Below are 25250 nucleotides of genomic sequence, written 5' to 3' on the forward strand. Positions count from 1 at the left end.
GCCAAAGGGTCTTTACTGGTCAATTTTTAACCAGACCTCATTATTCGCCGACGCTGATCTTCAGGCCAGCGGCTATTGCAAAGGGTGTCAGGGTTATCGCCAGGGCGGTCAGGCTACCCAGCCACAACAGATAACCGGTCGCCGGCATGCCCTGCAAGGCCGCCTGCAAGGCGCCACTGCCAAGAATCAACACCGGGATATACAACGGCAGAATCAGCAATGCCAGCAACAGGCCACCACGCTTCAAACCGACGGTCAACGCCGCGCCCACCGCACCGAGCAGGCTCAGCACCGGTGTACCGAGCAATAAGGAAAGCAGCAACACCGGCAGACAGGCGGCAGGCAAACCGAGCATCAACGCCAGCAAGGGAGCGAGCAAAACCAGTGCCAGGCCGGAAAACGACCAGTGTGCCAGCACCTTGGCCAGAACCAGAAGAGGCAGGGGGTGCGGCGAAAGGACCCACTGTTCCAGCGATCCGTCTTCGAAATCACTGCGGAAAAGCCCGTCCAGCGAGAGTAAAACCGATAAAAGGGCCGCCACCCAGACCAGTCCCGGGGACAAGGTTTGCAACAATTGAGACTCGGGGCCCACCGCCAGCGGAAACAGCGAAACGACAATGGCAAAAAACACCAACGGGTTCGCCAGTTCCGCGGGGCGGCGGAACAACAGACGGGCCTCACGGGCGACCAACAGGCCGAACACACTCATACGGCCCATTTCCCCAGATCAATGTCGCGATAGCCAGCCGGCATGCGACTCAGCGTGTGGTGAGTGGTCAATACCACCATGCCACCGCGTTCGCAGTGGCCGGCCAGGTGTTCTTCCAGCTGCGCTACGCCTTGCTTGTCCAGCGCGGTGAAGGGCTCATCGAGAATCCACAGCGGCGGGCTGTCCAGATATAAACGCGCCAAGGCGACACGGCGCTGCTGGCCAGCGGACAGGGTATGGCAGGGAACATCTTCGAAACCACGCAACCCGACCGCCGCCAGGGCCTGCCAGATCGCTTCATGGGAGGCCGGCTGATGCAGGGCACAGAGCCAGCTCAGGTTCTCCTCCGGCGTCAGCAAGTCCTTGATCCCCGCAGCATGGCCGATCCACAGCAGGTTGCGCGCCAGCTCCGTGCGCTGTTCGTTGAGTGGCTGACCATTGAGCAACACTTGACCGGCCGTCGGGTGCATCAGCCCCGAAAGCAGGCGCAACAGGCTGGTCTTGCCACTGCCATTGGGGCCGCTGATTTGTACCATTTCGCCACTGGCCAGTCTCAAATCGAGATTTTCGAAGAGCAGCCGGAGGTCTCGCTCACAGGCAAGGGCAACGGTTTGCAGGACAGGACTGGTCAAGGGTTCACGGGCCTTATCGGTTCAAGTCGGCTCTGGCGCGGCCGTTAAAGAGAAGCAGAATAGATGTATTGGCAACCCGAGCGAGAGACTTGCGTCAAATAATTGCAATGTTTCGGGCGCCCTGTATACAACCGCGCGGCATTATACATGCCATTTCCTACTCCAAAGAGCGCATTTTCCCAAGGTTGTGACCGCGTATGACAGGCGAAATCAACATCCTCCCGCTACCGCAGACCACCCCGGCGGCCACGCGCCCGCTGGCGATCAGTGGCGAGTTGCTGAAGCTGCTGACGCCCATCGAGGGCCTGATCACCACCGGCCAGACTGCCAGGGCCGAAGTGCTGTCGCTCAAGCAGGCGGATCAGACTTTTCAGCTATTGTTGAAGGTCACTCTGGAAAGCGGGCGCCAGACCACAGTCCAGGCCACCAGCAACCTGCCGTTGGCCCAGGGCACCAGCATCGCCGTCACCCAGCCTTCGGCGGGCAATCTGGCCATTACCGTGCAACAGGCCCTCGCCTCCAGCGTTGCCACCCTCACCCGCCTCGACACCGCGCAACTGCCGGTCGGCACGCTGTTACAGGGCAAAGTGCTGACCTCCCAGGTGTTGCCGCAAGTACCGGGGCAACCGACGGTGTTTCGCTCGATGGTCAGCCTGCTCAATACCGCCCTGAGCGGCAGCACCTTGAGCATCGACAGCCCGCAGCCGTTGCGTATCGGCACCTTGCTCAGCGCCCAGGTGCAGGACACCCAGACCTTGAAGTTCGTGCCCTTGAGCAACCGCCAGGAGCAATTGGCGGTGACCCAGCAACTGGTGAGTCAATCCAGCCGTCAGGGCTCGCTGAATGGCTTGCTCACGCTGTTGCAAAACCTGCCACCATCGGACCAAACCTCCAGCGACTTGCGCGCGGCCGTGGACAGGCTGCTTGCCGGCCTGCCGGACGTCCAGCAACTGAGCACACCCAAAGGCCTGGCGCAGGCGCTGGCCAACAGTGGCGCCTTCCTCGAAACCAAACTGCTGACCGGTCAGAACCCCACACTCGCGCCCGACATGAAAGCCGATCTGCTCAAATTGATTGCGCAACTGACACCGGGGCTGCCGGCCAGTACCAATCTGAGTGCGATCATCGCCGCCAACACCCTGGCCCAGGCCATGCCGAGCTTCGTGCGCAATGCCCTGGGCATGCTCGGACAGGTCAGCGCCAAACCCTCACCGACCGACTTCCCGCTGCCCGAGCGCCTGTTGCAAAGCGCCGAAGGCGAAGACGACCTCGAACACTTGCTGCGTCTGGCGGCGGCAGCGGTTTCACGCTTGCAGAGCCATCAACTGTCTAGCCTGGAGCAGAGCGGCGTCACCAGTGACGGTCGCCTGATGAGCACCTGGCAACTGGAAATCCCGATGCGCAACCTGCAAGACATCGTGCCATTGCAGATCAAATTCCAGCGCGAAGAAACGCCAGAGAAAGAACAGCAACATGAACGTCGCGACGAGCAAGAGCCCAGGCAACAACTGTGGCGCGTCGAGCTGGCGTTCGACATGGAGCCGCTGGGGCCGATGCAGATTCAGGCACAGCTGATCAAGGGCAGCCTGTCCAGCCAGTTGTGGGCCGAACGGCCGTACACCGCCAGCCTGATCGAAAACAATCTGGCGGCATTGCGCCAACGCCTGCTGGCATCGGGCCTGAACGTCGGTGATCTCGATTGCCATCACGGCAAACCACCCCAAGGCCCGCAAACCCGTCTTGAACAACGCTGGGTCGACGAAACTGCATGAAAAACCCCAACGCCCCACGCCAGGCCATCGCCCTCCAATACGACGGCAGCCACGCCCCTACCCTCACCGCCAAGGGCGACGAAGAACTGGCTGAAGAAATCCTCAGGATCGCCCGTGACTATGAGGTGCCGATCTACGAAAACGCCGAGCTGGTGAAGCTGCTGGCGCGCATGGAGCTGGGGGACAGTATTCCGGAGGAGTTGTACCGCACGATCGCGGAGATCATTGCGTTTGCGTGGAATTTGAAGGGCAAGTTTCCGGCGGGGCAGGATCCGGATGCGCCTAGGGTCGAAAAGGATGTGACGGATCGCGGGGATGATTACTGACTTCATCGGCGCACCTTGTAGCCACGACCACATCACCACTTGTCGCTACTGTCATTTCTGACAGTAGCACCACTCGATTTAAATAAAGTAAATAACACAACGCATCAACAAACCTTACAGGCGTGTTGATGCGGCGTCGCATCACAATTCTCGTTAGCGACTACATAAACTTGTTTTTCGAGGTGAACCCCATGACCCTTTCAGACGGAATTTCGAAAAGTAACTCAGACTTTCTTGACCCGACGTTTGGACTTGACGGAAAGATTGGGCACTCCTTTCCAGGAACCCGCTCCTGCGAAGCCATGGGTATAGCCGTGCAACATGACGGAAAAATCATTCTGGGTGCAACTACGCATGGCGATGATAGGGCGCAGTTCGGGCTGATTGGGTTGCACGAAGACGGCTCTATTAATCCTGAATTTGGCGGACCGAAATACCAAGGATTCGTTAGAGGCAACTTTCTTCCGGGTGTAATGGCTCTGGGAGGGCCGGTGAAAATCCTGAAGGATGGGACAATTCTGCTTTTCGGATACAACTATCTTGAACCATTCGGATTCCAACATGTAATCGCGAAATTCCTTAAAAATGGTTACCGCGATCTCAGTTGGGGAAATAATGGACAAATCATTATCGACCTGCCGGTAAAACGTGCTCACCCAGACTACTTAGGCAATCAACCACTCTTGTCCGATTTGTTCGCAGACGGCGACGTAACGGTCCAACCTGATGGAAAGATATTGCTGACCTCAATTATTGCGGAAGGCAGCGGAGTCATCATGCGCTTCAATTCAGATGGCACTGCTGACGAGAGTTTTAACAAGATAGGTTACGTCGTCGTGAATTATCTAAAGCAGCCCACTAGGTTAACGGGACACATCGTTCAGTCAGATGGAAAGATCGTCGTCTACGGCGGAGCCGGGGATCATGTCGAGAATGGTCTTTTGGCTCGACTCAGTGATAACGGCAACATCGATCGATCATTTGGCAAGGACGGCTTTTCTATCGCCACTGTCCCGAATCATTCAATGTTTTTTTCGCATGTGGTCCCGAAAGAGGATGGTCGGTTGGTCGCCATGGGAGTTGCCTATACTCAGCCAAACGATACTTTAGGAACCAACGATTGCGTTATTACGGGTTTTACGAAAAACGGTCAGCCCGACTACATGTTCAATCGTGGTACTCCGGTAATCACCGAGGCGAGAAAGGGATTATGTTATTGGAAGGATGGAATATCCTCGACAGGTAATACCACAACTGCGGTAGGCATGACTCTTAGCATAGACTCCAGCACTCAGACTGAAATTTTGGTAGGTCGGTATACGGAAACCGGGCGATTGGATCAAAGCTTTGCTGACGGAGTTGGATGGAGGATGATCTCAGTGTTTGGTAAAGGAGATTCAGCTGCCGCTTGCACCTTGTCGACTGATGGAAAGCTATTAATAGCGGGGCATAGTTGGATGCCTAACAATACAGCGACTGTAATTCGACTGCAGAAAAGTTAGAGAGCACCGCGAGACAAAAAGATCGCCACTTATGGTTCCAGTGAGGAGCACCATAAACAGCGATCTCTACAAACCGGCTCAGTTCCTGTGAAGCTTACTCATCAACTCCGCCTCAGCCTGGGTCAAGCCGCAGGACTGGGTCAGTTCGTCGACGCTGGCGCCCATCCCCACCAGTCGCGCCGCCTGGGCGAACGACAGGCTTGTAGGGTCGCGTTGTTCCACGCGGGCGAGCTGGTCCGGCAGGGGCGCGACAATGGCACGTAGTTCGTGCAGGTCTTCACCCATGCGCACATTGCCGTTCTGGTAGTCATCGACCCGTTTGGCCAGGTCCTTGATGCGCTGATCACGCAGCGCATCTCCCTGGGCCTGTTGCGCGGCGATCTTGCGTTGATCGCGAATGTACGCCAGAAACATCGCCAGCGTGCCTGCCCAGAACAGGAACAGGACAATGACCGCAACCTCGAGAATCAATCAGATACTCTCCAGTTCCGACCATTCTTCTTCGCTCATCATCTTGTCCAGTTCGACCAGGATCAGCAGTTCGTTGTTCTTGTTGCACACGCCTTGAATGAACTTGGCGGATTCTTCATTACCGACGTTCGGCGCGGTTTCGATTTCCGACTGACGCAGGTAAACCACTTCGGCCACGCTGTCGACCATGATCCCGACCACTTGCTTGTCGGCTTCGATGATGACGATACGGGTGTTGTCGCTGATTTCGGCATTCATCAGGCCGAAACGCTGACGGGTGTCGATCACGGTGACTACGTTACCGCGCAGGTTGATGATGCCCAGCACGTAGCTCGGGGCACCCGGCACCGGGGCGATTTCGGTGTAGCGCAGGACTTCCTGAACGCGCATCACGTTGATGCCGTAGGTTTCGTTGTCCAGCTTGAAGGTTACCCATTGCAGGATCGGATCTTCGGACCCTTTTGCCGCCGTCGCCTTATCATTCATACCCTGACCCCTCGAAAAACCGCCGTGGCGGTGTGTGTTCTGTGCTGCGGCATTTGAATGCCGTCGCGTGTTTGTTGTGCAGTGTTCATTTCAATTTTGGGGCCGGCTTGCTGCCGCCCATGTGCTTTGCCCCACCGCTGGCGATCAACTCGGCCAGTTCGGATACGTCGAGCAACGCACACATGTGTTCAATCACCGTGCCCGCCAGCCATGGCCGCTGACCACGGTGGCTGCGCCACTTGATTTCGTTCGGGTCCAGGCGCAACGAGCGGCTGACCTGATGCACCGCCAGCCCCCACTCGTAGCCCTGAACCGAGATGACGTATTGCAGGCCCTGGCGGAAGTCATCGCGATAACGGTCAGGCATGACCCAACGCGCGGTGTCCAGAACCTTCAGGTTGCCCGCCTGGCTCGGCAGGATGCCGAGGAACCACTCCGGTTGGCCGAACAGCGGCGTGAGCTCATGGCCGGCCAAAGGATAAATCGACCCCAGGCACACCAGCGGCACCGCCAGCGTCAACCCGGCAACATCGAACAACAGGCATTCGAACGGTTCGGCTGCCCAGGCCGGACGCCCGTCGGTTTCCACCGGTGGCGGCGTGTTGGCGGGTGGCAGGTGAACCTCGACCACCGGGAGCACCAGCGCTTGGTGAACTTCGACAACCGCTGGCTCCGGTGTTGGCTCCACCTCGGCGGATGGAGGCACCAACGCTTGCAGCAACGGAGCGATGGTCGATACCCGCGCCAGGACAGGTGCCGGTGCTTCGATTACGACAACGGGTGTCTTCGCTGCCGGCGTGGCCACTGGAGCGGGAGCGGCCACGGCTTTCTGCGCATCCCGGGCCTGTTCTTCGAGCACTGCCGCCTGGAATTCGTCCAGCGCCGCTTCGACCTCGACCACCTGGGGAGGCGCTTCGATTGACGGAGCAAACTCCTCGGTGATGTCCTGCAGCAAGCTTTCCAGATAAGACTGAAGCGCCAGTTGCGGGCGCGACGTAGTTTTCAATGGCCGGTTCATGTGCGCACCCCACGGCTATGGCTCATCTCACGCCACCTGCGGAACGAGTTGTGCCGCCAGCAGATGCTTGAGCAACGCACGGTAGGCGAGTACGCCGCGGCTCTTGCCGTCGAATTGCGAAGGCGTCAGCCCCGCACGGCTGGCATCGCGCAGGCGCGTGTCCACGGGAATGTAGCCCTGCCAGATCTCTTCCGGAAACTTGTCGCGCAGCACCCTTAGCGTGCCGAGGGACGCTTGCGTGCGACGGTCGAACAGGGTTGGCACGATGGTGAACGGCAAGGCCTGCTTGCGAGAACGGTTGATCATCGCCAGGGTGTTGACCATGCGTTCCAGGCCCTTGACCGCCAGGTGTTCGGTCTGCACCGGGATCACCAATTGCTGGCTTGCCGCCAAGGCATTGACCATCAGCACGCCGAGCAACGGCGGGCTGTCGATCACTGCGTAATCGAAGTCCTGCCACAACTGCGCCAGGCTCTTGGCAATCACCAGGCCCAGGCCACTCTGGCCTGGCGACTGGCGCTCAAGGGTGGCCAGGGCGGTGCTCGATGGCAACAGGGAAATGCGTTCGTCACTGGTGGACAGCAGCAATTGCCCGGGCAAACCCTGCGGCACGCTGCCCTTGTGCAGGAACAGGTCGTAGTTGCTGTGTTCCAGGCTGTCGGGGTCGTAGCCGAAGTAGCTGGTCATCGAGCCGTGGGGGTCCAGGTCGACCACGACCACGCGCTTGCCCGCCTCGGCCAGCAAACCGGCTAAAGCGATGGAGGAAGTGGTTTTACCGACACCACCCTTTTGATTGGCGACTGCCCAGACTCTCATTCGGATTGTTCCACCCGGCCGACCATAAGGAATCGGCCGAGAAATAGCTCAACGTGTTAATGCGGGTGACGGAGAATTGACGGCGCTCTCTCGTACCGGCGACTTGACCGGGGTCGGTGCAGTTTGTGTGCCAGCACGCTTCAAAGCAGCATCCGGTGTGGTATGAGCGGTTCCGGTCCCGGTCAGGCTGCGGCGCACGTCAAGATTGCGTGATACCACCAGCACCACGCGCCGGTTGCGCGCCCGACCTTCGGCCGTAGCGTTGTTGGCCACCGGCTGGAACTCGCCGTAGCCCACCGATGCCAGACGACCGGGGTTCACCCCCTGCATCGCCAGCATGCGCACAATGCTCGCCGAGCGGGCCGACGACAGTTCCCAGTTGGTGGGGTATTGCGCGGTACGAATAGGCTGATCGTCGGTAAAACCTTCGACGTGAATCGGATTGTCGAACGGCTTCAGAATGGCCGCGACCTTATCGATGATGTTGAACGCGATGTCGCTGGGCATGGCATCGCCGCTGCCGAACAACAGGCTGGAATTGAGTTCGATCTCGACCCACAGCTCATTGCCACGCACCGTCATCTGATTCGAACTGATCAGGTCACCGAACGCCGCGCTGATGTCGTCGGCAATGCTTTTCAGCGGATCGCTGGCCCCGGCGATGCCGGCGTCGACCTGCTCGGCATCCTTGACCAGCGGCTTGGCCGGGGTCACGGTCTTCGGACGCTCGTCACCGATCGGGATCGGCTTGAGCGCGCGTTCGGTGTCGGAGAAGACCCCGATCAGCGCCTCGGAAATGATCTTGTACTTGCCTTCGTTGACCGAAGAGATCGAGTACATCACCACGAAAAACGCGAAGAGCAAGGTGATGAAGTCGGCATAGGAAACCAGCCAACGCTCATGGTTTACATGCTCTTCATGCTGTCGGCGACGAGCCATAGTCCATTACCCCCATCAATCCATGAAGCCCTGAAGCTTCAACTCAATGGAGCGAGGGTTTTCACCTTCGGCGATCGACAGGATGCCTTCGAGCAACATTTCGCGATAACGCGACTGGCGCAGCGCAACGGATTTGAGTTTGGCGGCAATCGGCAGCAGCACCAGGTTGGCACTGGCCACACCGTAGATGGTGGCGACGAAGGCCACGGCAATGCCGCTGCCCAGTTGCGATGGATCGCCGAGGTTGCCCATGACGTGGATCAGGCCCATCACCGCACCGATGATGCCGATGGTCGGCGCATAACCGCCCATGCTTTCGAACACCTTGGCCGCTTCGACGTCGCGGCTTTCCTGGGTGAAAAAATCCACTTCCAGAATACTGCGGATGGCTTCGGGTTCGGCGCCGTCCACCAGCAGTTGCAAGCCTTTGCGCGAGTAGCTGTCCGGCTCGGTGTCGGCCACCCCTTCCAGCCCGAGCAAGCCTTCCTTGCGTGCGGTCAGGCTCCAGTTGACGACGCGATCGATGCCGCCGGCCAGGTCGACACGCGGTGGAAACAGAATCCACGCCAGTATCTGCATGGCCCGTTTGAAGGCGCTCATCGGCGATTGCAGCAACGCCGCGCCGATGGTCCCGCCGAGTACGATCAAGGCTGCCGGGCCGTTGGCCAGCGCCCCGAGGTGCCCGCCTTCAAGGTAGTTGCCACCGATGATGGCGACAAACGCCATGATGATGCCGATGAGGCTGAGAACATCCATCAGATACAGGCCTCGACCAGGTGCTTGCCGATGTCGTCCAGGCTGTACACCGCGTCGGCGAGCTCGGCTTTGACGATGGCCATCGGCATGCCGTAGATCACGCAGCTGGCTTCATCCTGGGCCCAGATCGAACTGCCGCCCTGTTTCAACAGGCGCGCGCCTTCGCGGCCGTCGGCGCCCATGCCGGTCAATACCACCGCCAGAACTTTGTCACCGTAGGTTTTCGCCGCCGAACCGAAGGTGATGTCCACGCACGGTTTGTAGTTCAAACGCTCGTCGCCCGGCAAGATTTTCACCGCGCCGCGGCCGTCGATCATCATTTGCTTGCCACCGGGTGCCAGCAAAGCCAGGCCCGGACGCAGGATGTCGCCGTCCTCGGCTTCCTTGACGCTGATGCGACACAGCTTGTCCAGACGCTCGGCGAAGGCCTTGGTGAAGGCTGCCGGCATGTGCTGGATCAGCACGATCGGTGCCGGGAAGTTGGCCGGCAATTGAGTCAGTACCCGCTGCAGGGCAACCGGGCCGCCCGTGGATGTGCCGATGGCCACCAGTTTGTAGGCTTTGCGCTTGGGGGCCGGCGACGAGGGTGCGGCGGCGTGAGTACGCGCCGGGATCGGTGCCGGACGCACAGGCGCGCTGCCGCCATAACTGCCGAGGCTGGAAGGCGCAGGTGCTGGTGCAGGAGCCGCTACAGGCGCCGGAGCACTGTAGGCGCTGACACGACGGTTGCTGCGCGCGATGCTGAGTATCTTCTCGCACAGCAGTTGCTTGACCTTCTCGGGGTTGCGCGAGATGTCTTCGAAATTCTTCGGCAGGAAGTCCACCGCGCCGGCGTCCAGCGCGTCGAGGGTCACCCGGGCGCCTTCGTGGGTCAGCGAGGAAAACATCAAGACCGGGGTCGGGCAGCGCTGCATGATGTGCCGCACCGCCGTGATGCCGTCCATCATCGGCATCTCGTAGTCCATGGTGATCACGTCCGGCTTGAGGGCCAGCGCCTGATCGATCGCCTCTTTTCCGTTGGTCGCCGTACCGACGACCTGGATATTCGAATCCGCTGAAAGAATTTCCGAGACGCGGCGGCGGAAAAACCCCGAATCGTCCACCACCAGGACTTTGACTGCCATAAACACTCCGTTAGATGCAGCGGGGCCTCAGTCGCCCCGCTCCACCAGAATCAAATACGCCGCGTGGCGTAACGCTTGAGCATGCTCGGAACATCGAGAATCAGCGCAATGCGACCATCACCGGTAATGGTGGCGCCCGACATGCCCGGGGTTCCCTGGAGCATTTTGCCCAATGGCTTGATGACCACTTCTTCCTGGCCCACCAGTTGATCGACGACGAAGCCGATCCGCTGGGTGCCCACCGAAAGGATCACCACATGGCCTTCGCGCTGCTCTTCGTGAGCGGCGGAGCTGACCAGCCAGCGCTTGAGGTAGAACAACGGCAGCGCCTTGTCCCGCACGATCACCACTTCCTGGCCATCCACCACGTTGGTGGTCGACAGGTCGAGGTGGAAGATCTCGTTGACGTTCACCAGCGGGAACGCGAACGCCTGGTTGCCGAGCATGACCATCAACGTCGGCATGATCGCCAGGGTCAACGGCACCTTGATGACGATCTTCGAGCCCTGGCCCTTGGCGGAGAAAATGTTGATCGAGCCGTTGAGCTGGGAAATCTTGGTTTTCACCACGTCCATGCCCACGCCACGACCCGACACGTCGGAGATCTCGGTCTTGGTCGAGAAACCCGGGGCGAAAATCAGGTTGTAGCATTCGGTGTCGCTCAGGCGATCGGCCGCGTCCTTGTCCATCACACCGCGTTTCACCGCGATGGAACGCAGGACATTCGGGTCCATGCCTTTGCCGTCATCGGAGATCGACAGCAGGATATGGTCGCCTTCCTGTTCCGCGGCCAGGATCACCTTGCCGCCACGGGCCTTGCCCGAAGCTTCGCGCTCTTCCGGCGACTCGATGCCGTGGTCGACCGCGTTGCGCACCAAGTGGACCAGCGGATCGGCCAGGGCCTCGACGAGGTTCTTGTCGAGGTCGGTTTCTTCGCCGACCAGTTCCAGAATGATTTCTTTCTTGAGCTGGCGAGCCAGGTCGCGAACCAGGCGCGGAAAGCGCCCGAAGACTTTCTTGATCGGTTGCATCCGGGTCTTCATGACCGCGGTCTGCAGGTCGGCCGTCACCACGTCGAGGTTCGACACGGCCTTGGACATGGCTTCGTCGCCACTGTTGAGACCCAGGCGAACCAGACGGTTACGCACCAGTACCAGTTCACCAACCATGTTCATGATTTCGTCGAGACGCGCGGTATCGACCCGCACGGTGGTCTCGGCTTCGCTGGCCGGTTTTTCCGCCGGCGGCGCAGCTTGGGCACGGGCTGGAGCCGGTGCGGCAGTGGGTGCTGGAGCGGGCGTTTCGGTTTTCGGCTCAGGTGCCTTGGCCGCAGGTGCAGGTGCAGCCTTGGCGACAGGGGCCACCACCGGAGTGCTGGCGCCGGTGACGGCTGCCGATGTGCTGCCGACTTCGGTGAACTTGCCTTTGCCGTGCAATTCGTCGAGCAGCGATTCGAATTCGTGATCGGTAATCAGGTCGCTACCGGCTGCGGCGGCCGTTGGCGCCGCAGGCGTCGGCACCGAAGCAATGGCCGATTCCAGCGCCTCGACGGCAAAGTTGCCCTTGCCGTGCAATTGGTCGAGCAGCGCTTCGAATTCGTCGTCGGTGATGTCGGAACTGTCGCCCGCGGCTTTCGGAGCCTCCGGCGCGGCAGGTGCAACAGGGGCCACCACCGCATCCACGGCGAACTGGCCTTTACCGTGCAATTGGTCGAGCAACGACTCGAACTCGGCATCGGTGATTTCGTCGCTGGCAACGCCATCGCCAGCAGGTGCAGGTGCAGCCGCCGGCGCCTCGGCCTGAGCCTTGACGGCGTTCAGCGAGTCCAGCAGTTGTTCGAATTCATTGTCGGTGATGTCACCCGATTCGCTTTGTGCGACAGGCTCTTCAACCACTTCGGCAACGGGCGCAGGTGCAGCCTCGTCTGCCGTTTGCGGCTCGGCCAGACGGGCCAGTGCCGCGAGCAGTTCAGGTGTGGCCGCCGTGATCGGGCTGCGCTCGCGGACTTCGCTGAACATGCTGTTCACCGCGTCCAGTGCTTCGAGAACCACGTCCATCAGTTCCGAATCGACGCGACGTTCGCCCTTGCGCAGGATGTCGAATACGTTCTCGGCGATGTGGCAGCACTCCACCAGCTCGTTGAGCTGGAGGAAGCCGGCGCCCCCTTTTACAGTGTGAAAACCGCGAAAAATTGCATTGAGCAAGTCCGCATCATCCGGCCGGCTTTCCAGCTCGACCAGTTGCTCGGACAGTTGCTCTAGAATCTCGCCGGCCTCAACCAGGAAATCCTGAAGGATCTCTTCATCGGCGCCGAAGCTCATTAATGGTGTGCTCCTAACAGGTTTAAAAACCCAAAAAACCTAAAATTCCGAACCCTAAAAACCCAGGCTGGATAGCAAATCGTCCACATCGTCCTGACCGGACACAACGTCTTCTCTTTTATCGGCATGAATCTGCGGACCTTCACCCTGAGAGAGATGTTTTTGTGGATCTTTTTCGGCAAGCATCGCATCACGGTCATGTTCGATGCCCGCAAAGCGGTCCACCTGGCTGGCCATGAGTACGAGCTTGAGCAGGTTGCTTTCAACTTCGGTGACCAGTTGGGTCACACGCTTGATCACTTGACCTGTGAGGTCCTGGTAATCCTGGGCAAGCAGGATGTCATTGAGATTGCTCGACACCGCGCGGCCGTCCTCGGCGCTGCGTGTCAGGAAGCCGTCGACCCGGCGCGCCAGTTCGCGGAACTCTTCAGCCCCGACTTCGCGACGCATGAACCGTCCCCAGTCGGTGCTCAGGGCCTGGGCTTCTTCGCTCAGGCGACTGACCAGCGGCGTGGCGTTTTCCACCAGGTCCATGGTGCGGTTGGCCGCGGCCTCGGTCAGCTTGACCACATACCCCAGACGCTCGGTGGCATCGGTGATCTGTGACACTTCCTCGGCTTGCGGCATGTGCGGGTCGATCTGGAAATTGACGATCGCACTGTGCAACTCGCGGGTGAGCTTGCCCACTTCCTGATACAGGCCGCGGTCACGGGTCTGGTTGAGCTCATGGATCAATTGCACAGCATCGCCGAACCTGCCTTTTTCAAGGCTCGCGACCAGTTCGACGGCGTGTTTTTTCAAGGTCGATTCAAAATCGCCCTGCGAAGATTCGTTATGCCCCATAGCTCCCCCGTGGCGCAGTTCAACCGATGCGTTCGAAAATCTTCTCGATTTTTTCTTTCAACGCCTGGGCCGTGAAGGGTTTGACCACATAGCCGTTTACACCGGCCTGGGCCGCTTCGATGATCTGCTCGCGCTTGGCTTCAGCGGTCACCATCAGCACCGGCAGGTGCTTGAGCTTTTCATCGGCACGCACGTGGCGCAGCAGATCGATACCGGTCATGCCAGGCATGTTCCAGTCCGTTACCAGAAAGTCGATGCTCCCGCTGTTGAGTACCGGAATGGCGGTAGTGCCATCGTCGGCCTCGACCGTGTTGGTGAACCCCAGGTCACGCAACAGGTTTTTTATGATCCGCCGCATCGTTGAGAAGTCATCAACGATGAGGATTTTCATGTTCTTGTCCAATTCGACCTCCAAGCAGACTAAAACGCGCCCAGCACCTGGACGCGCCATTTCAATCAATCTGGCAAAGCACTCGATGACTGTCTGGAGTACAGCGGATCGAGACCGGCGCGGTTCATCACCCCACCAGCCACGTCGCAGTGCCCCCACACTGCCTTCAGCGCGCTCGCCACTCTCCCAAACGCCCCCGCAAACGGGCCGCGCACTGGCTGTGTAACTGGCTGACCCGAGATTCGCTGACCCCCAGGACCTCACCGATTTCCTTGAGGTTCAACTCTTCGTCGTAGTACAGCGCCAACACCAGTCGCTCACGCTCCGGCAAATTGGCAATCGCGTCCGCCAGCGCCGCCTGGAAGCGTTCATCTTCCAGATCGCGTGACGGTTCGAGATGAGCACTCGCGCCATCCTCGTGCAGCCCTTCGTGTTCGCCGTCCTGCAACAGATCGTCGAAACTGAATAACCGGCTGCCCAGGGTGTCGTTCAAAATCCCGTAATAATCGTCGAGACTCAATTGGAGTTCGGCCGCAACTTCGTGATCTTTAGCGTCACGGCCGGTTTTAGCTTCAATCGAGCGAATGGCGTCGCTGACCATGCGGGTATTGCGGTGGACCGAACGTGGCGCCCAGTCCCCCTTGCGCACTTCGTCGAGCATGGCGCCGCGGATACGGATGCCCGCGTACGTTTCGAAACTCGCGCCTTTGCTGGCGTCGTATTTGGTCGACACTTCAAGCAGGCCGATCATCCCGGCCTGGATCAGGTCTTCGACCTGGACGCTGGCCGGCAGGCGCGCCAGCAAGTGGTAGGCAATGCGTTTGACCAGTGGCGCGTAACGCTCGATCAGCTCGTACTGCGCGTCACGCGCCGACTTCTTGTAGAGGTTGTAACCGCTGGCTGTCATAGCACCGGTCCTGCCGTCTGTTGCACGAGGCGCTCGACGAAAAACTCCAGGTGCCCGCGCGGGTTGGCCGGCAGCGGCCAGGTATCGACCTTTTGTGCGATTGCCTTGAAGGCCAGCGAGCACTTGGAACGCGGAAAGGCTTCGTAGACGGCACGTTGTTTCTGCACGGCCTTGCGTACGCTTTCGTCGTAAGGCACGGCGCCGACGTATTGCAGGGCGACGTCGAGGAAGCGGTCCGTGACCTTGGTCAACTTGGCAAACAGGTTGCGACCTTCCTGCGGGCTCTGCGCCATGTTCGCCAGGACGCGGAAGCGGTTCATGCCGTAATCGCGGTTGAGCAATTTGATCAAGGCGTAGGCGTCGGTGATCGAAGTCGGTTCGTCGCAGACCACCAGCAATACTTCCTGTGCCGCGCGCACAAAGCTGACTACCGAGTCACCAATACCCGCAGCGGTGTCGATCACCAGCACGTCGAGGTTGTCGCCGATGTCGCTGAACGCCTGGATCAGGCCGGCATGCTGCGCCGGGCTCAAATGAACCATGCTCTGGGTGCCGGACGCGGCCGGCACGATGCGGATGCCGCCAGGCCCCTGCAACAGCACGTCGCGCAGCTCGCAGCGGCCTTCGATCACGTCGGCCAGGGTACGTTTGGGTGTCAGGCCCAGCAGAACGTCGACGTTCGCCAGCCCCAGGTCGGCGTCCAGCAGCATGACGCGCCGGCCAAGCTCAGCCAAAGCCAGGGACAAGTTCACTGACACGTTAGTTTTCCCGACGCCACCTTTGCCGCCGGTCACCGCGATCACCTGTACGGGATGCATGCTGCCCATGTTATTTCTTTACCTTGTCTTGCATAGACGGAGGCCACATTACTGGCTGCGCGTTCGCAAATGGAACAATGCATGGCAGACCATCGATGTAGGTACAAAAACTATTCATTTTCACCTCAGCCTACCTGTTTGGTCGGGCTGTGGTAGATATCAGCGAACATGTCAGCCATGGCTTCTTCGCTGGGCTCTTCCTGCATTTGCACGCTAACGGCCCGACTGACCAGTTGATGACGACGCGGCAGATGCAAATCATCCGGGATCCGCGGGCCGTCGGTCAGGTAGGCCACCGGCAATTCATGGCTGATGGCCAGGCTCAACACCTCGCCCAGACTCGCCGTTTCATCCAGTTTAGTCAGGATGCAGCCAGCGAGCCCGCAACGCTTGTAACTGTGATAAGCGGCGGTTAGAACCTGTTTCTGGCTGGTGGTTGCCAGGACCAGGTAATTTTTTGACTTGATGCCACGCCCGGCCAGGCTTTCAAGCTGCATGCGCAGGGCCGGATCGCTGGCTTGCAGGCCGGCGGTATCGATCAGCACGACGCGCTTGCGCAGCAGTGGATCCAGTGCCTGCACCAGCGATTGCCCCGGATCGACGTGGGTCACCGATACATTGAGAATCCGGCCCAGGGTCTTGAGTTGCTCCTGGGCACCAATACGATAGCTGTCCATGCTCACCAGCGCGATGTTCTGTGCGCCGTATTTAAGCACGTAACGGGCAGCCAGCTTGGCCAGGGTGGTGGTCTTGCCCATGCCGGCAGGGCCGACCATGGCAATCACACCGCCCTCTTCGAGCGGTTCGACTTCCGGTGTGGCGATCATCCGTGCCAGGTGTGCCAGCAACATGCGCCAGGCCTGGCGGGGCTCTTCGATGTCGGTGATCAGCGCCAGCAAATCCCGCGACAACGGACCGGACAGGCCAATGCGTTGCAGGCGGCGCCAGAGGTTCGCCTGGTCCGGACGGCTGCCCTGCAGCTGGTTCCACGCTAAAGAGCCCAGCTGAACTTCAAGCAGCTCCCGCAGGCCGTTGAGCTCGAAGCGCATCGAGTCGAACACGCGCTGATCAACCGCAGGCGCAGCAACAGGGGCCGGCGCAGGGCGACGGGGCTCGGCGTAGGTCGGTTCGATCAGCGGCTCGGCGGCGGTGAGCGGCAGGCCTGCGAACAACTGGCGATTGGTGGCGTTGTCGCTCTCGCCTTCGCTGCGCAGGCTCAATTCGGCCTGGGCGGTGACGATCCGCGACTGAGTCTTGCGCAGCTCGTCTTCGAGTTCCATGTTCGGAACGCGCGGAGCCAGCGCCGACAGTTTGTAATCCAGGGCAGCCGTCAGCTCGACACCACCGGCGATCCGGCGGTTGCCAATGATGGCGGCATCGGCGCCCAGCTCATCACGAACCAGTTTCATGGCCTGACGCATATCGGCGGCGAAAAAACGCTTAACTTGCATAAACCACTACCTCAGCCGTTGGGCCCTACTGTCGCAACGATGGTCACTTGCTTGTTGTCAGGTATTTCCTGATAGGCCAACACATGCAAACCCGGGACTGCCAGCCGGCCAAATCGCGAGAGCATCGCGCGAACCGGACCGGCCACCAGCAGAATCACCGGTTGACCTTGCATCTCCTGACGCTGAGCCGCATCGATCAACGAGCGCTGCAGCTTCTCGGCCATGCTTGGCTCCAGCAGAACGCCCTCTTCCGAGCCTTGTCCTGCCTTCTGCAGACTATTGAGCAATATTTGTTCCAACCTTGGCTCCAGCGTGATGACTGGCAGCTCCGAGTCAGTGCCTACAATGCTTTGCACGATGGCGCGGGAAACGCCGACGCGCACCGCGGCCACCAATGCGGCAGTATCTTGACTCTTGGAGGCGTTGTTGGCGATGGCTTCGGCGATGCTGCGGATATCGCGTACCGGCACCTGTTCGGCCAACAAGGCCTGCAAAACCTTGAGCAATTGCGACAGCGACAGCACGCCCGGCACCAGTTCTTCGGCCAGTTTCGGCGAGTTTTTCGCCAGCAATTGCATGAGTTGCTGCACTTCCTCGTGACCTATCAGCTCGCTGGAGTGCTTGTACAGAATCTGGTTCAAGTGGGTTGCCACCACGGTACTGGCATCGACCACGGTATAGCCCAGCGATTGCGCCTGGGCACGCTGGCTGATTTCGATCCACACCGCCTCCAGCCCGAAAGCCGGGTCTCTGGCGGTGATGCCGTTGAGCGAGCCGTAGACCTGCCCCGGGTTGATCGCCAGTTCGCGGTCCGGGTAAATCTCCGCTTCCGCGAGGATCACCCCCATCAGGGTCAGGCGATAGGCACTCGGCGCCAGATCGAGGTTGTCGCGGATATGCACGGTCGGCATCAGGAAGCCCAGGTCCTGGGACAGCTTCTTGCGTACTCCTTTGATTCGCGCCAGCAATTGACCGCCCTGGTTGCGGTCCACCAGCGGAATCAGGCGATAACCCACTTCCAGGCCGATCATGTCGATCGGCGTCACGTCATCCCAGCCCAGCTCCTTGGTTTCCTGGGCGCGGGCCGGCGATGGCAGCAGCTCCTGCTGACGCTTGACCTCTTGTGCAGCGTGGACCTTGATGGCGTTCTGCTTCTTCCAGAACAGGTACGCGCCACCCGCCGCCAGCGCCGCCATGCTCAGGAAAGACACGTGCGGCATACCAGGCACCAGGCCCATCACCGCCATCAAGCCGGCAGCCACGGCCAGCGCCTTGGGCGAGGCGAACATCTGGCGATTGATCTGCTTGCCCATGTCTTCCGAACCGGAAGCACGGGTCACCATGATCGCGGCAGCAGTGGACAACAGCAGTGATGGCAATTGCGCCACCAAACCGTCACCAATGGTCAGCAATGCGTAAACCTTGCCGGCATCAGCGAAGGACATGTTGTGCTGGAAGATACCGACGGCCATGCCGCCGATCAGGTTGATGAACAGAATCAGCAGGCCGGCGATGGCGTCACCGCGCACGAACTTGCTGGCACCGTCCATGGAACCGTAGAACTCGGCTTCCTGGGCGACTTCTACACGACGGGCCTTGGCCTGGTTCTGATCGATCAGACCGGCATTGAGATCGGCGTCGATGGCCATTTGCTTGCCGGGCATCGCGTCGAGGGTGAAACGCGCGCTCACCTCGGAAATCCGCCCGGCGCCCTTGGTCACCACGACGAAGTTGATGATCATCAGAATCGCGAACACCACGATACCGACCACGTAGTTACCGCCGATCACCACCTCACCGAAGGCCAGGATCACCTTGCCGGCGGCGGCGTGACCGTCCTGACCATGAAGCATCACCACCCGCGTGGAGGCCACGTTAAGCGCCAGGCGCAGCAGGGTCGCCACCAGCAAAATGGTTGGGAACACCGCGAAATCCAGCGGCCGCAAGGCGTAGACGCAGACCAGCAACACGACAATCGACAGGGCGATGTTGAAGGTGAAAAACACGTCCAGCAGGAACGGCGGGACCGGCAACATCATCATCGCCAACATGACCAGCAACAACAGCGGCACGCCCAGATTGCCTCGACTGAGGTCTGCCATGTGCGTGCGAGTACTGTTGAGTAACTGAGAGCGATCCACCGGTAATCCCCGTGCCTTTAAAGCAAACTTTTGACGCCTGAAGCGGGCGCACAGGGGCTACTGCAAGAAGCTTTCCAACTTTTGCGGGGGTTTGAATTAGAGAGGTTTACATGAAGATTTGTGTTGCCTGGACGGGCCTCATCGCGGGCAAGCCTTGCTCCCACAATATTGTGTCGTCCACAAAACCTGTGGGAGCAAGGCTTGCCCGCGATGAGGCCGGAACTGACAACGAAAGAATCAGGAATCGCGACGCAGATCAGGCGGAATCGGCAAATCATCCTTCAACGGATCCGGCCGCTTGCCCTTGCCGGCCTTGTACTGGCGAATCTGATAGACATACGCCAGCACCTGCGCCACCGCGAGATACAACCCACCTGGAATTTCCTGCTCCAGCCCCGTGGAGTAGTAAATCGACCGCGCCAGCGCCGGCGATTCCAGCAGCAAAATTTCGTTGGCCACCGCGATTTCACGAATCTTCAGCGCCAAAAAGTCACTGCCCTTGGCAATCAACATCGGCGCGCCGCTCTTGTCCGGGTCGTACTTGAGTGCTACGGCGTAGTGGGTCGGGTTGGTGATGACCACGTCGGCGTCGGGAATGGCGGCCATCATTCGGCGCTGGGACATTTCGCGCTGCAGCTGGCGAATCCGTTGCTTGACCTCGGGCCGCCCTTCCTGGTCCTTGTGCTCGTCGCGCACTTCCTGCTTGGTCATCTTCAGTTTGTTGATGCTTTCCCACAACTGAAGCGGTACGTCCACCGCGGCAATGATGATCAGCCCGCAGGCCATCCACAGGGTGCTCCAGCCGACCACTTGCAGGCTATGAGTGACCGCTCGATCCAACGGTTCATGGGCGATGCGCAGCAGGTCGTCGATGTCTCCCGACAACACCACCAGCGCCACGAACAGGACAATGAAAAACTTCGCCAGGGCCTTGAGCAGCTCGGTCAGGGCTTTGGCCGAGAACATGCGCTTGAGGCCCGCACCGGGGTTCATGCGGCTGAATTTGGGGGCCATACTGCCGGCGGAGAACAGCCAGCCACCCAGGGAGATAGGGCCGATCAACGCGGCCAGCAGCAAGGTGATCATTACCGGCTGAATCGCCAGCAAGGCAATCTTCCCGGAATGCAGCAGGTAGGTGCTCATCGAGCGCTGGTCCAGCACCACGTCCCGCGACAGGGAAAAATTCAGGCGCATCAGGTCCATCAGGTCCTGGGCCAGTGCCCCACCGAAAATCAGCAGCGCGCCAGCACCGGCAAGCATGATCGCCAGGGTGTTCAGCTCTTTGGAGCGCGCAATCTCGCCCTTCTCACGGGCGTCCTTTTTCTTTTTCTCCGTGGGGTCTTCTGTTTTGTCCTGACCGCTTTCGCTCTCTGCCATGACTCAGCGCGCCTGTGCCAGTTCGCGTAAAAACTGCAAGGCCTCGCTGGCCAGCGGTTGATACTGATTGAGAATGTCCGCCAGCCCGACCCAGACGATAAACAGCCCGAGCACCAGGGTGAGCGGGAAGCCGACGGAGAAGATGTTCAGTTGCGGTGCCGCCCGGGTCATCACGCCAAACGCGATGTTGACCACCAGCAGCGCGGTGATCGCCGGCAGCACCAGCAGCAACGCCGCGCCCAGTACCCAGCCGAGCTTGCCGGCCAGTTCCCAGAAATGATTGACCATCAAGCCGCTGCCCACCGGCAACGTGGTGAAACTCTCGGTGAGCACTTCGAAGACCACCAGATGGCCATTCATGGCCAGGAACATCAGGGTCACCAGCATGGTGAAGAACTGCCCGATCACCGCCACCGACACGCCGTTGGTGGGGTCGACCATCGAGGCGAAGCCCATGCCCATCTGAATGGCGACGATCTGCCCCGCCACCACGAAGGCCTGGAAGAACAGTTGCAGGGAGAAACCGAGTACCGCGCCGATGAGGATCTGCTCGGCAATGAGCAGCAATCCGCTCAAGTCCAGCGCATTTACCGGCGGCATGGGCGGCAGGTTCGGGGCGATGACCACCGTAATGGCCAGGGCGAAATACAGGCGAATGCGCTTGGGCACCAGTGAGGTGCCGAACACCGGCATGACCGTCAGCAAGGCGCCGATGCGGAACAGCGGCAACATGAAGCTCGCCACCCAGGTGCTGATCTGGGTATCGGTCAGCTGAAGCAGCGACGACATGGCTTAGCCGATGACCTGCGGAATACTGCCGTACAACTGCAGGATGTACTCCATGAAGGTCTGCACCAGCCACGGGCCGGCCACGATCAGGGTCACCAGCATCACCAGCAGGCGCGGCAGGAAGCTCAAGGTCTGTTCGTTGATCTGGGTGGCGGCCTGGAACATCGCCACGATCAGGCCCACCAGCAAACTCGGAATCACCAGCACCGCCACCATCATGGTGGTCAGCCAAAGGGCTTCACGGAAGATATCGACGGCGACTTCTGGCGTCATGGCGATACACCACCAAAGCTACTGGCGAGGGTGCCGATGATCAGCGCCCAGCCATCGACCAGCACGAACAGCATGATCTTGAACGGCAGGGAAATGATCAGCGGTGACAGCATCATCATCCCCATGGCCATCAGCACACTGGCCACGACCAGGTCGATGATCAGGAACGGAATAAAGATCATGAAACCGATCTGGAAGGCGGTTTTCAGCTCCGAGGTCACGAACGCCGGCACCAGAATGGTCAGCGGCGCCTGATCCGGGCTCGCAATGTCGGTGCGCTTGGACAGGCGCATGAACAGCTCCAGGTCACTGGTGCGGGTCTGGGCGAGCATGAAGTCCTTGATCGGCACCTGGGCCTTGGCCACGGCGTCCTGAGCCGTCATTTTTTCCGCCAGATACGGCTGCAAGGCGTCCTGGTTAACCCGGTCGAACACCGGCGCCATGATGAACAGGGTCAGGAACAGCGCCATGCCCGTGAGGATCTGGTTCGACGGTGTCTGTTGCAGGCCCAGGGCCTGGCGCAGGATCGAGAAGACGATGATGATCCGGGTGAAACTGGTCATCAGCATGACGAACGCCGGGATGAAACTCAGCGCAGTCATGATCAGCAGGATTTGCAGGCTGACCGAGTATTCCTGGGCGCCCTGTGCATTGGTGCCCAGGGTGATCGCCGGGATCGACAGCGGATCGGCGGCGAACGCCAGCGGCGCGGCCAGCAGCAGGGCCAGCGTCAAGACGATGCGTAGCGCACCCATTACTTCTTATCCTTCTGATCCTTGCCGAGCATCTTCAACAGATGCTGGGCAAACTCCGGAGTCGCTTTGTCGGCGGTGGCCGGCACTTCAATCGGCTCTTTAAGCACATGCAGCGCGGTGATCGTGCCAGGGCTGAGACCGAGCAGGATCTGCTCGTTGCCGACCTGCACCAGCATCAAACGGTCACGCGGGCCGAGGGCGCGGGAACCGATCAGCTCGATCACCTGCCCCTTGCCGGCCGGCCCTGCCTGCTGCACCCGGCGCAACAGCCAGGCGAGGAAGAAGATCAACCCCAGCACCAGCAGCAAGCCGAACACCAGCTGCGTCAATTGCCCGGCCACGCCGCTGTTGACCGCCGGTGCCGCGGCAGTAGCGGCTGTCGCGACAGGCTCGGCCGCCAGCACGCTGAACGGCAACGCCAACAGACCCCAAAGAAGCTTTTTCACTCAGCGCAACTTCTTGATGCGTTCGCTTGGGCTGATCACGTCGGTCAGGCGGATGCCGAACTTCTCGTTGACCACCACCACTTCGCCATGGGCGATCAGCGTGCCGTTGACCAGCACGTCCAGCGGCTCACCGGCCAGGCGATCGAGCTCGATCACCGAACCCTGGTTGAGTTGCAGCAGGTTGCGAATGTTGATGTCGGTGCTGCCCACTTCCATGGAAATCGACACCGGGATATCGAGGATCACGTCCAGGTTCGGCCCTTCCAGGCTGACCGGATCGTTGTTTCTCGGCACGCTGCCGAATTCTTCCATCGGCAGGCGGCTGGAGCCCGGAACGCCGGAATCGGCGGCCAGCAGTGCATCGATGTCGGCCTGGCCGGCATCACCGGTTTCTTCCAGGGCCGCGGCCCATTCGTCAGCCAGCGCCTGGTCGTCCTGGGTATTCATATCGTTAGCCATCAATTTGTCCTCGACGAGCAACTGCTCGATCACAAGCAGTCATTTCAAATAGGGTTGGTGTGCCGGTCAGCGGCGCTCGATCGGTTCGATCACCTGCAACGCGAGGTTGCCTTTGTGCGAGCCCATCTTGACCTTGAAGGCCGGCACGCCGTTGGCGCGCATGATCATGTCTTCCGGCATTTCCACCGGGATGATGTCCCCCGGCTGCATGTGCAGGATGTCGCGCAATTTCAACTGGCGACGGGCCACAGTGGCGCCGATCGGCACGTCGACATCCAGCACGTCCTGACGCAAGGCATTGACCCAGCGCTCGTCCTGATCGTCGAGGTCCGACTGGAAGCCGGCGTCGAGCATTTCGCGCACCGGTTCGATCATCGAATACGGCATGGTCACGTGCAGATCGCCGCCACCGCCATCGAGTTCGATGTGGAAGGTCGACACCACAATGGCTTCGCTCGGACCGACGATGTTGGCCATGGCCGGGTTCACTTCCGAGTTGATGTACTCGAAATTCACTTCCATGATCGCCTGCCAGGCTTCCTTCAAGTCGATGAAGGCCTGCTCCAGCACCATGCGCACCACGCGCAATTCGGTCGGGGTGAATTCCCGCCCTTCGATCTTGGCGTGACGGCCGTCGCCACCGAAGAAGTTGTCCACCAGTTTGAACACCAGTTTGGCGTCGAGGATGAACAGCGCTGTACCGCGCAGCGGTTTGATCTTGACCAGGTTGAGACTGGTCGGCACGTACAGCGAGTGCACGTATTCGCCGAACTTCATCACCTGCACGCCACCGACCGCCACGTCCGCCGAACGGCGCAGCATGTTGAACATGCTGATGCGCGTGTAGCGGGCGAAACGTTCGTTGATCATCTCCAGGGTCGGCATGCGTCCGCGGACGATGCGATCCTGGCTGGTCAGGTCGTAGCTTTTGACGGTGCCGGGTTCGGCAATGTTATCGGTCTGTACCAGACCATCGTCCACGCCATGCAACAGCGCGTCGATCTCATCCTGGGACAGCAGGTCCTGCACGGCCATGTCGTGTTCCTACTGCAGTACGAAATTAGTGAAAAGCAACTGTTCGACGACCACTTTGCCGAGTTCTTTCTGCGCGACTTCCTGGACGCTGGCCGTGGCTTTCTGACGCAACATTTCCTGGCCGACCGGCGAGGCGAGCGTGGCGAAGTCCTGTCCGGAGAACAGCATGACCAGGTTATTGCGGATCACCGGCATGTGTACCTTGAGCGCGTCCAGATCCGCCTGATTGCGCGCGAGCATGGTGATGCTCACCTGCATGTAGCGCTGACGGCCGTTCTGGTTGAAGTTGGCGACAAACGCCGGCGCCATCGACTCGAAAATCGCCGGCTGCTTGCCCACCGGAGCGATTTCGGCCGCGGCGACAGGCTTGCTCTGGGCGCTGTGCATGAAGTACCAAGTCGCCCCCACGGACACACCGATCGCCAGCAGCAGGGCCAGCACGATCAGGATAATCAGCTTGAATTTGCCTTTGGTTGCGGGGTCTTTTACTACTGCGTCGCTCTTCGCCATGCCAATAATCCGTCACTATTCGGGTTTTCACAGTCGCACGGATAGGCAAGAGCAAGTGTTATGCCAGAACGGTTGGGAGGGGGATGGATGGACTGGCCACCACTTTAAGACCAGCGCAAAACCACTGTGGGAGCGAGCCTGCTCGCGAAAGCGGAATAACAGTCGAAAAAGATGTGACTGTTA

27 protein-coding genes are annotated in these 25250 nt (G+C 60.0%); 3 read left to right on the plus strand and 24 right to left on the minus strand.

Annotation, left to right across the window (positions count from 1 at the left end; translation table 11 throughout):
• Positions 1-40: 40 nt before the first annotated feature.
• Positions 41-709: a heme exporter protein CcmB gene (ccmB, locus tag LAB08_RS22835; protein ID WP_096515229.1), complete on the minus strand. Its 669-nt coding sequence runs from the start codon at positions 707-709 to the stop codon at positions 41-43.
• Complete coding sequence (gene ccmA, locus LAB08_RS22840) at positions 706-1341, minus strand: cytochrome c biogenesis heme-transporting ATPase CcmA (RefSeq protein ID WP_096509589.1); 636 nt, start codon at positions 1339-1341, stop codon at positions 706-708. Before ccmA ends, ccmB begins: the two co-directional genes overlap by 4 nt.
• 197 nt (positions 1342-1538) lie before the next feature.
• Between ccmA and fliK the strand changes: the two genes are divergently transcribed.
• The 3 genes from fliK to LAB08_RS22855 all read left to right on the plus strand — a co-directional run bounded on the left by fliK (position 1539) and on the right by LAB08_RS22855 (position 4941).
• Entirely contained in the window at positions 1539-3113 is a 1575-nt protein-coding gene (gene fliK / locus LAB08_RS22845) for a flagellar hook-length control protein FliK (RefSeq protein WP_096509588.1), read from the plus strand.
• Positions 3110-3439, plus strand: coding sequence for an EscU/YscU/HrcU family type III secretion system export apparatus switch protein (locus LAB08_RS22850; protein WP_096509587.1), 330 nt, complete (start codon positions 3110-3112; stop codon positions 3437-3439). The genes fliK and LAB08_RS22850 overlap by 4 nt, the downstream gene beginning before the upstream one ends.
• 191 nt (positions 3440-3630) lie before the next feature.
• A complete protein-coding gene (locus LAB08_RS22855; RefSeq protein WP_172901567.1) occupies positions 3631-4941 on the plus strand; it encodes an NHL repeat-containing protein in 1311 nt (436 codons plus the stop codon).
• Positions 4942-5019: 78 nt separating this feature from the next.
• On the opposite strand, the gene LAB08_RS22860 is transcribed toward LAB08_RS22855, so the two are convergent.
• The 22 genes from LAB08_RS22860 to fliL form a co-directional block, all read right to left on the minus strand.
• Positions 5020-5412 (minus strand): DUF2802 domain-containing protein, encoded by a 393-nt coding sequence (locus tag LAB08_RS22860; protein ID WP_096509585.1) that lies wholly within the window; start codon positions 5410-5412, stop codon positions 5020-5022.
• Entirely contained in the window at positions 5413-5898 is a 486-nt protein-coding gene (locus tag LAB08_RS22865; RefSeq protein ID WP_007980742.1) for a chemotaxis protein CheW, read from the minus strand. It abuts the gene before it with no gap.
• A gap of 85 nt (positions 5899-5983) precedes the next feature.
• Positions 5984-6916 (minus strand): CheW domain-containing protein, encoded by a 933-nt coding sequence (locus LAB08_RS22870; RefSeq protein WP_096509584.1) that lies wholly within the window; start codon positions 6914-6916, stop codon positions 5984-5986.
• A 27-nt stretch (positions 6917-6943) separates the two neighbouring features.
• Positions 6944-7732, minus strand: a complete 789-nt coding sequence (locus LAB08_RS22875) for a ParA family protein (protein ID WP_096509583.1) — start codon at positions 7730-7732, stop codon at positions 6944-6946.
• 48 nt (positions 7733-7780) lie between these two features.
• Positions 7781-8671: a flagellar motor protein MotD gene (motD, locus tag LAB08_RS22880; RefSeq protein WP_096509582.1), complete on the minus strand. Its 891-nt coding sequence runs from the start codon at positions 8669-8671 to the stop codon at positions 7781-7783.
• A gap of 15 nt (positions 8672-8686) precedes the next feature.
• A complete protein-coding gene (locus tag LAB08_RS22885) occupies positions 8687-9427 on the minus strand; it encodes a flagellar motor protein (RefSeq protein ID WP_096509581.1) in 741 nt (246 codons plus the stop codon).
• Positions 9427-10551 (minus strand): protein-glutamate methylesterase/protein-glutamine glutaminase, encoded by a 1125-nt coding sequence (locus tag LAB08_RS22890; RefSeq protein ID WP_096509580.1) that lies wholly within the window; start codon positions 10549-10551, stop codon positions 9427-9429. Before LAB08_RS22890 ends, LAB08_RS22885 begins: the two co-directional genes overlap by 1 nt.
• Before the next feature lie 50 nt (positions 10552-10601).
• A complete protein-coding gene (locus tag LAB08_RS22895) occupies positions 10602-12872 on the minus strand; it encodes a chemotaxis protein CheA (protein ID WP_096509579.1) in 2271 nt (756 codons plus the stop codon).
• 54 nt (positions 12873-12926) lie between these two features.
• Positions 12927-13715 carry a protein phosphatase CheZ gene (locus tag LAB08_RS22900; RefSeq protein WP_096509578.1) on the minus strand — a complete coding sequence of 263 codons (789 nt, stop codon included), beginning with the start codon at positions 13713-13715 and terminating at the stop codon, positions 12927-12929.
• Between the two features lie 19 nt (positions 13716-13734).
• Positions 13735-14106, minus strand: coding sequence for a chemotaxis response regulator CheY (locus tag LAB08_RS22905; protein WP_003183998.1), 372 nt, complete (start codon positions 14104-14106; stop codon positions 13735-13737).
• Positions 14107-14272: 166 nt separating this feature from the next.
• On the minus strand, positions 14273-15013 hold the full coding sequence (gene fliA / locus LAB08_RS22910; protein ID WP_007894214.1) for an RNA polymerase sigma factor FliA: 741 nt from the start codon (positions 15011-15013) through the stop codon (positions 14273-14275).
• Complete coding sequence (gene fleN, locus LAB08_RS22915; protein ID WP_008001746.1) at positions 15010-15840, minus strand: flagellar synthesis regulator FleN; 831 nt, start codon at positions 15838-15840, stop codon at positions 15010-15012. The genes fliA and fleN overlap by 4 nt, the downstream gene beginning before the upstream one ends.
• Positions 15841-15956: 116 nt before the next feature.
• Positions 15957-17282 carry a flagellar biosynthesis GTPase FlhF gene (gene flhF / locus LAB08_RS22920; protein WP_096509577.1) on the minus strand — a complete coding sequence of 442 codons (1326 nt, stop codon included), beginning with the start codon at positions 17280-17282 and terminating at the stop codon, positions 15957-15959.
• Positions 17283-17293: 11 nt separating this feature from the next.
• Entirely contained in the window at positions 17294-19384 is a 2091-nt protein-coding gene (gene flhA, locus LAB08_RS22925; RefSeq protein WP_436799337.1) for a flagellar biosynthesis protein FlhA, read from the minus strand.
• 276 nt (positions 19385-19660) lie between these two features.
• A complete protein-coding gene (flhB, locus tag LAB08_RS22930) occupies positions 19661-20800 on the minus strand; it encodes a flagellar biosynthesis protein FlhB (RefSeq protein WP_096509575.1) in 1140 nt (379 codons plus the stop codon).
• A gap of 3 nt (positions 20801-20803) precedes the next feature.
• Positions 20804-21589, minus strand: coding sequence for a flagellar biosynthetic protein FliR (gene fliR, locus LAB08_RS22935; RefSeq protein WP_096509574.1), 786 nt, complete (start codon positions 21587-21589; stop codon positions 20804-20806).
• Between the two features lie 3 nt (positions 21590-21592).
• Complete coding sequence (gene fliQ, locus LAB08_RS22940; RefSeq protein WP_096509573.1) at positions 21593-21862, minus strand: flagellar biosynthesis protein FliQ; 270 nt, start codon at positions 21860-21862, stop codon at positions 21593-21595.
• Positions 21859-22617: a flagellar type III secretion system pore protein FliP gene (fliP, locus tag LAB08_RS22945; RefSeq protein ID WP_096509572.1), complete on the minus strand. Its 759-nt coding sequence runs from the start codon at positions 22615-22617 to the stop codon at positions 21859-21861. The genes fliQ and fliP overlap by 4 nt, the downstream gene beginning before the upstream one ends.
• Positions 22617-23063: a flagellar biosynthetic protein FliO gene (gene fliO, locus LAB08_RS22950; RefSeq protein WP_096509571.1), complete on the minus strand. Its 447-nt coding sequence runs from the start codon at positions 23061-23063 to the stop codon at positions 22617-22619. Before fliO ends, fliP begins: the two co-directional genes overlap by 1 nt.
• Positions 23064-23522 (minus strand): flagellar motor switch protein FliN, encoded by a 459-nt coding sequence (gene fliN / locus LAB08_RS22955; RefSeq protein WP_096515226.1) that lies wholly within the window; start codon positions 23520-23522, stop codon positions 23064-23066.
• Positions 23523-23588: 66 nt separating this feature from the next.
• A complete protein-coding gene (gene fliM, locus LAB08_RS22960) occupies positions 23589-24557 on the minus strand; it encodes a flagellar motor switch protein FliM (RefSeq protein ID WP_096509570.1) in 969 nt (322 codons plus the stop codon).
• 9 nt (positions 24558-24566) lie between these two features.
• Positions 24567-25067, minus strand: coding sequence for a flagellar basal body-associated protein FliL (gene fliL, locus LAB08_RS22965; protein WP_096509569.1), 501 nt, complete (start codon positions 25065-25067; stop codon positions 24567-24569).
• Between the last annotated feature and the right edge of the window lie 183 nt (positions 25068-25250).

Source organism: Pseudomonas izuensis (assembly GCF_002356535.2).
Classification (GTDB): domain Bacteria; phylum Pseudomonadota; class Gammaproteobacteria; order Pseudomonadales; family Pseudomonadaceae; genus Aquipseudomonas; species Aquipseudomonas izuensis.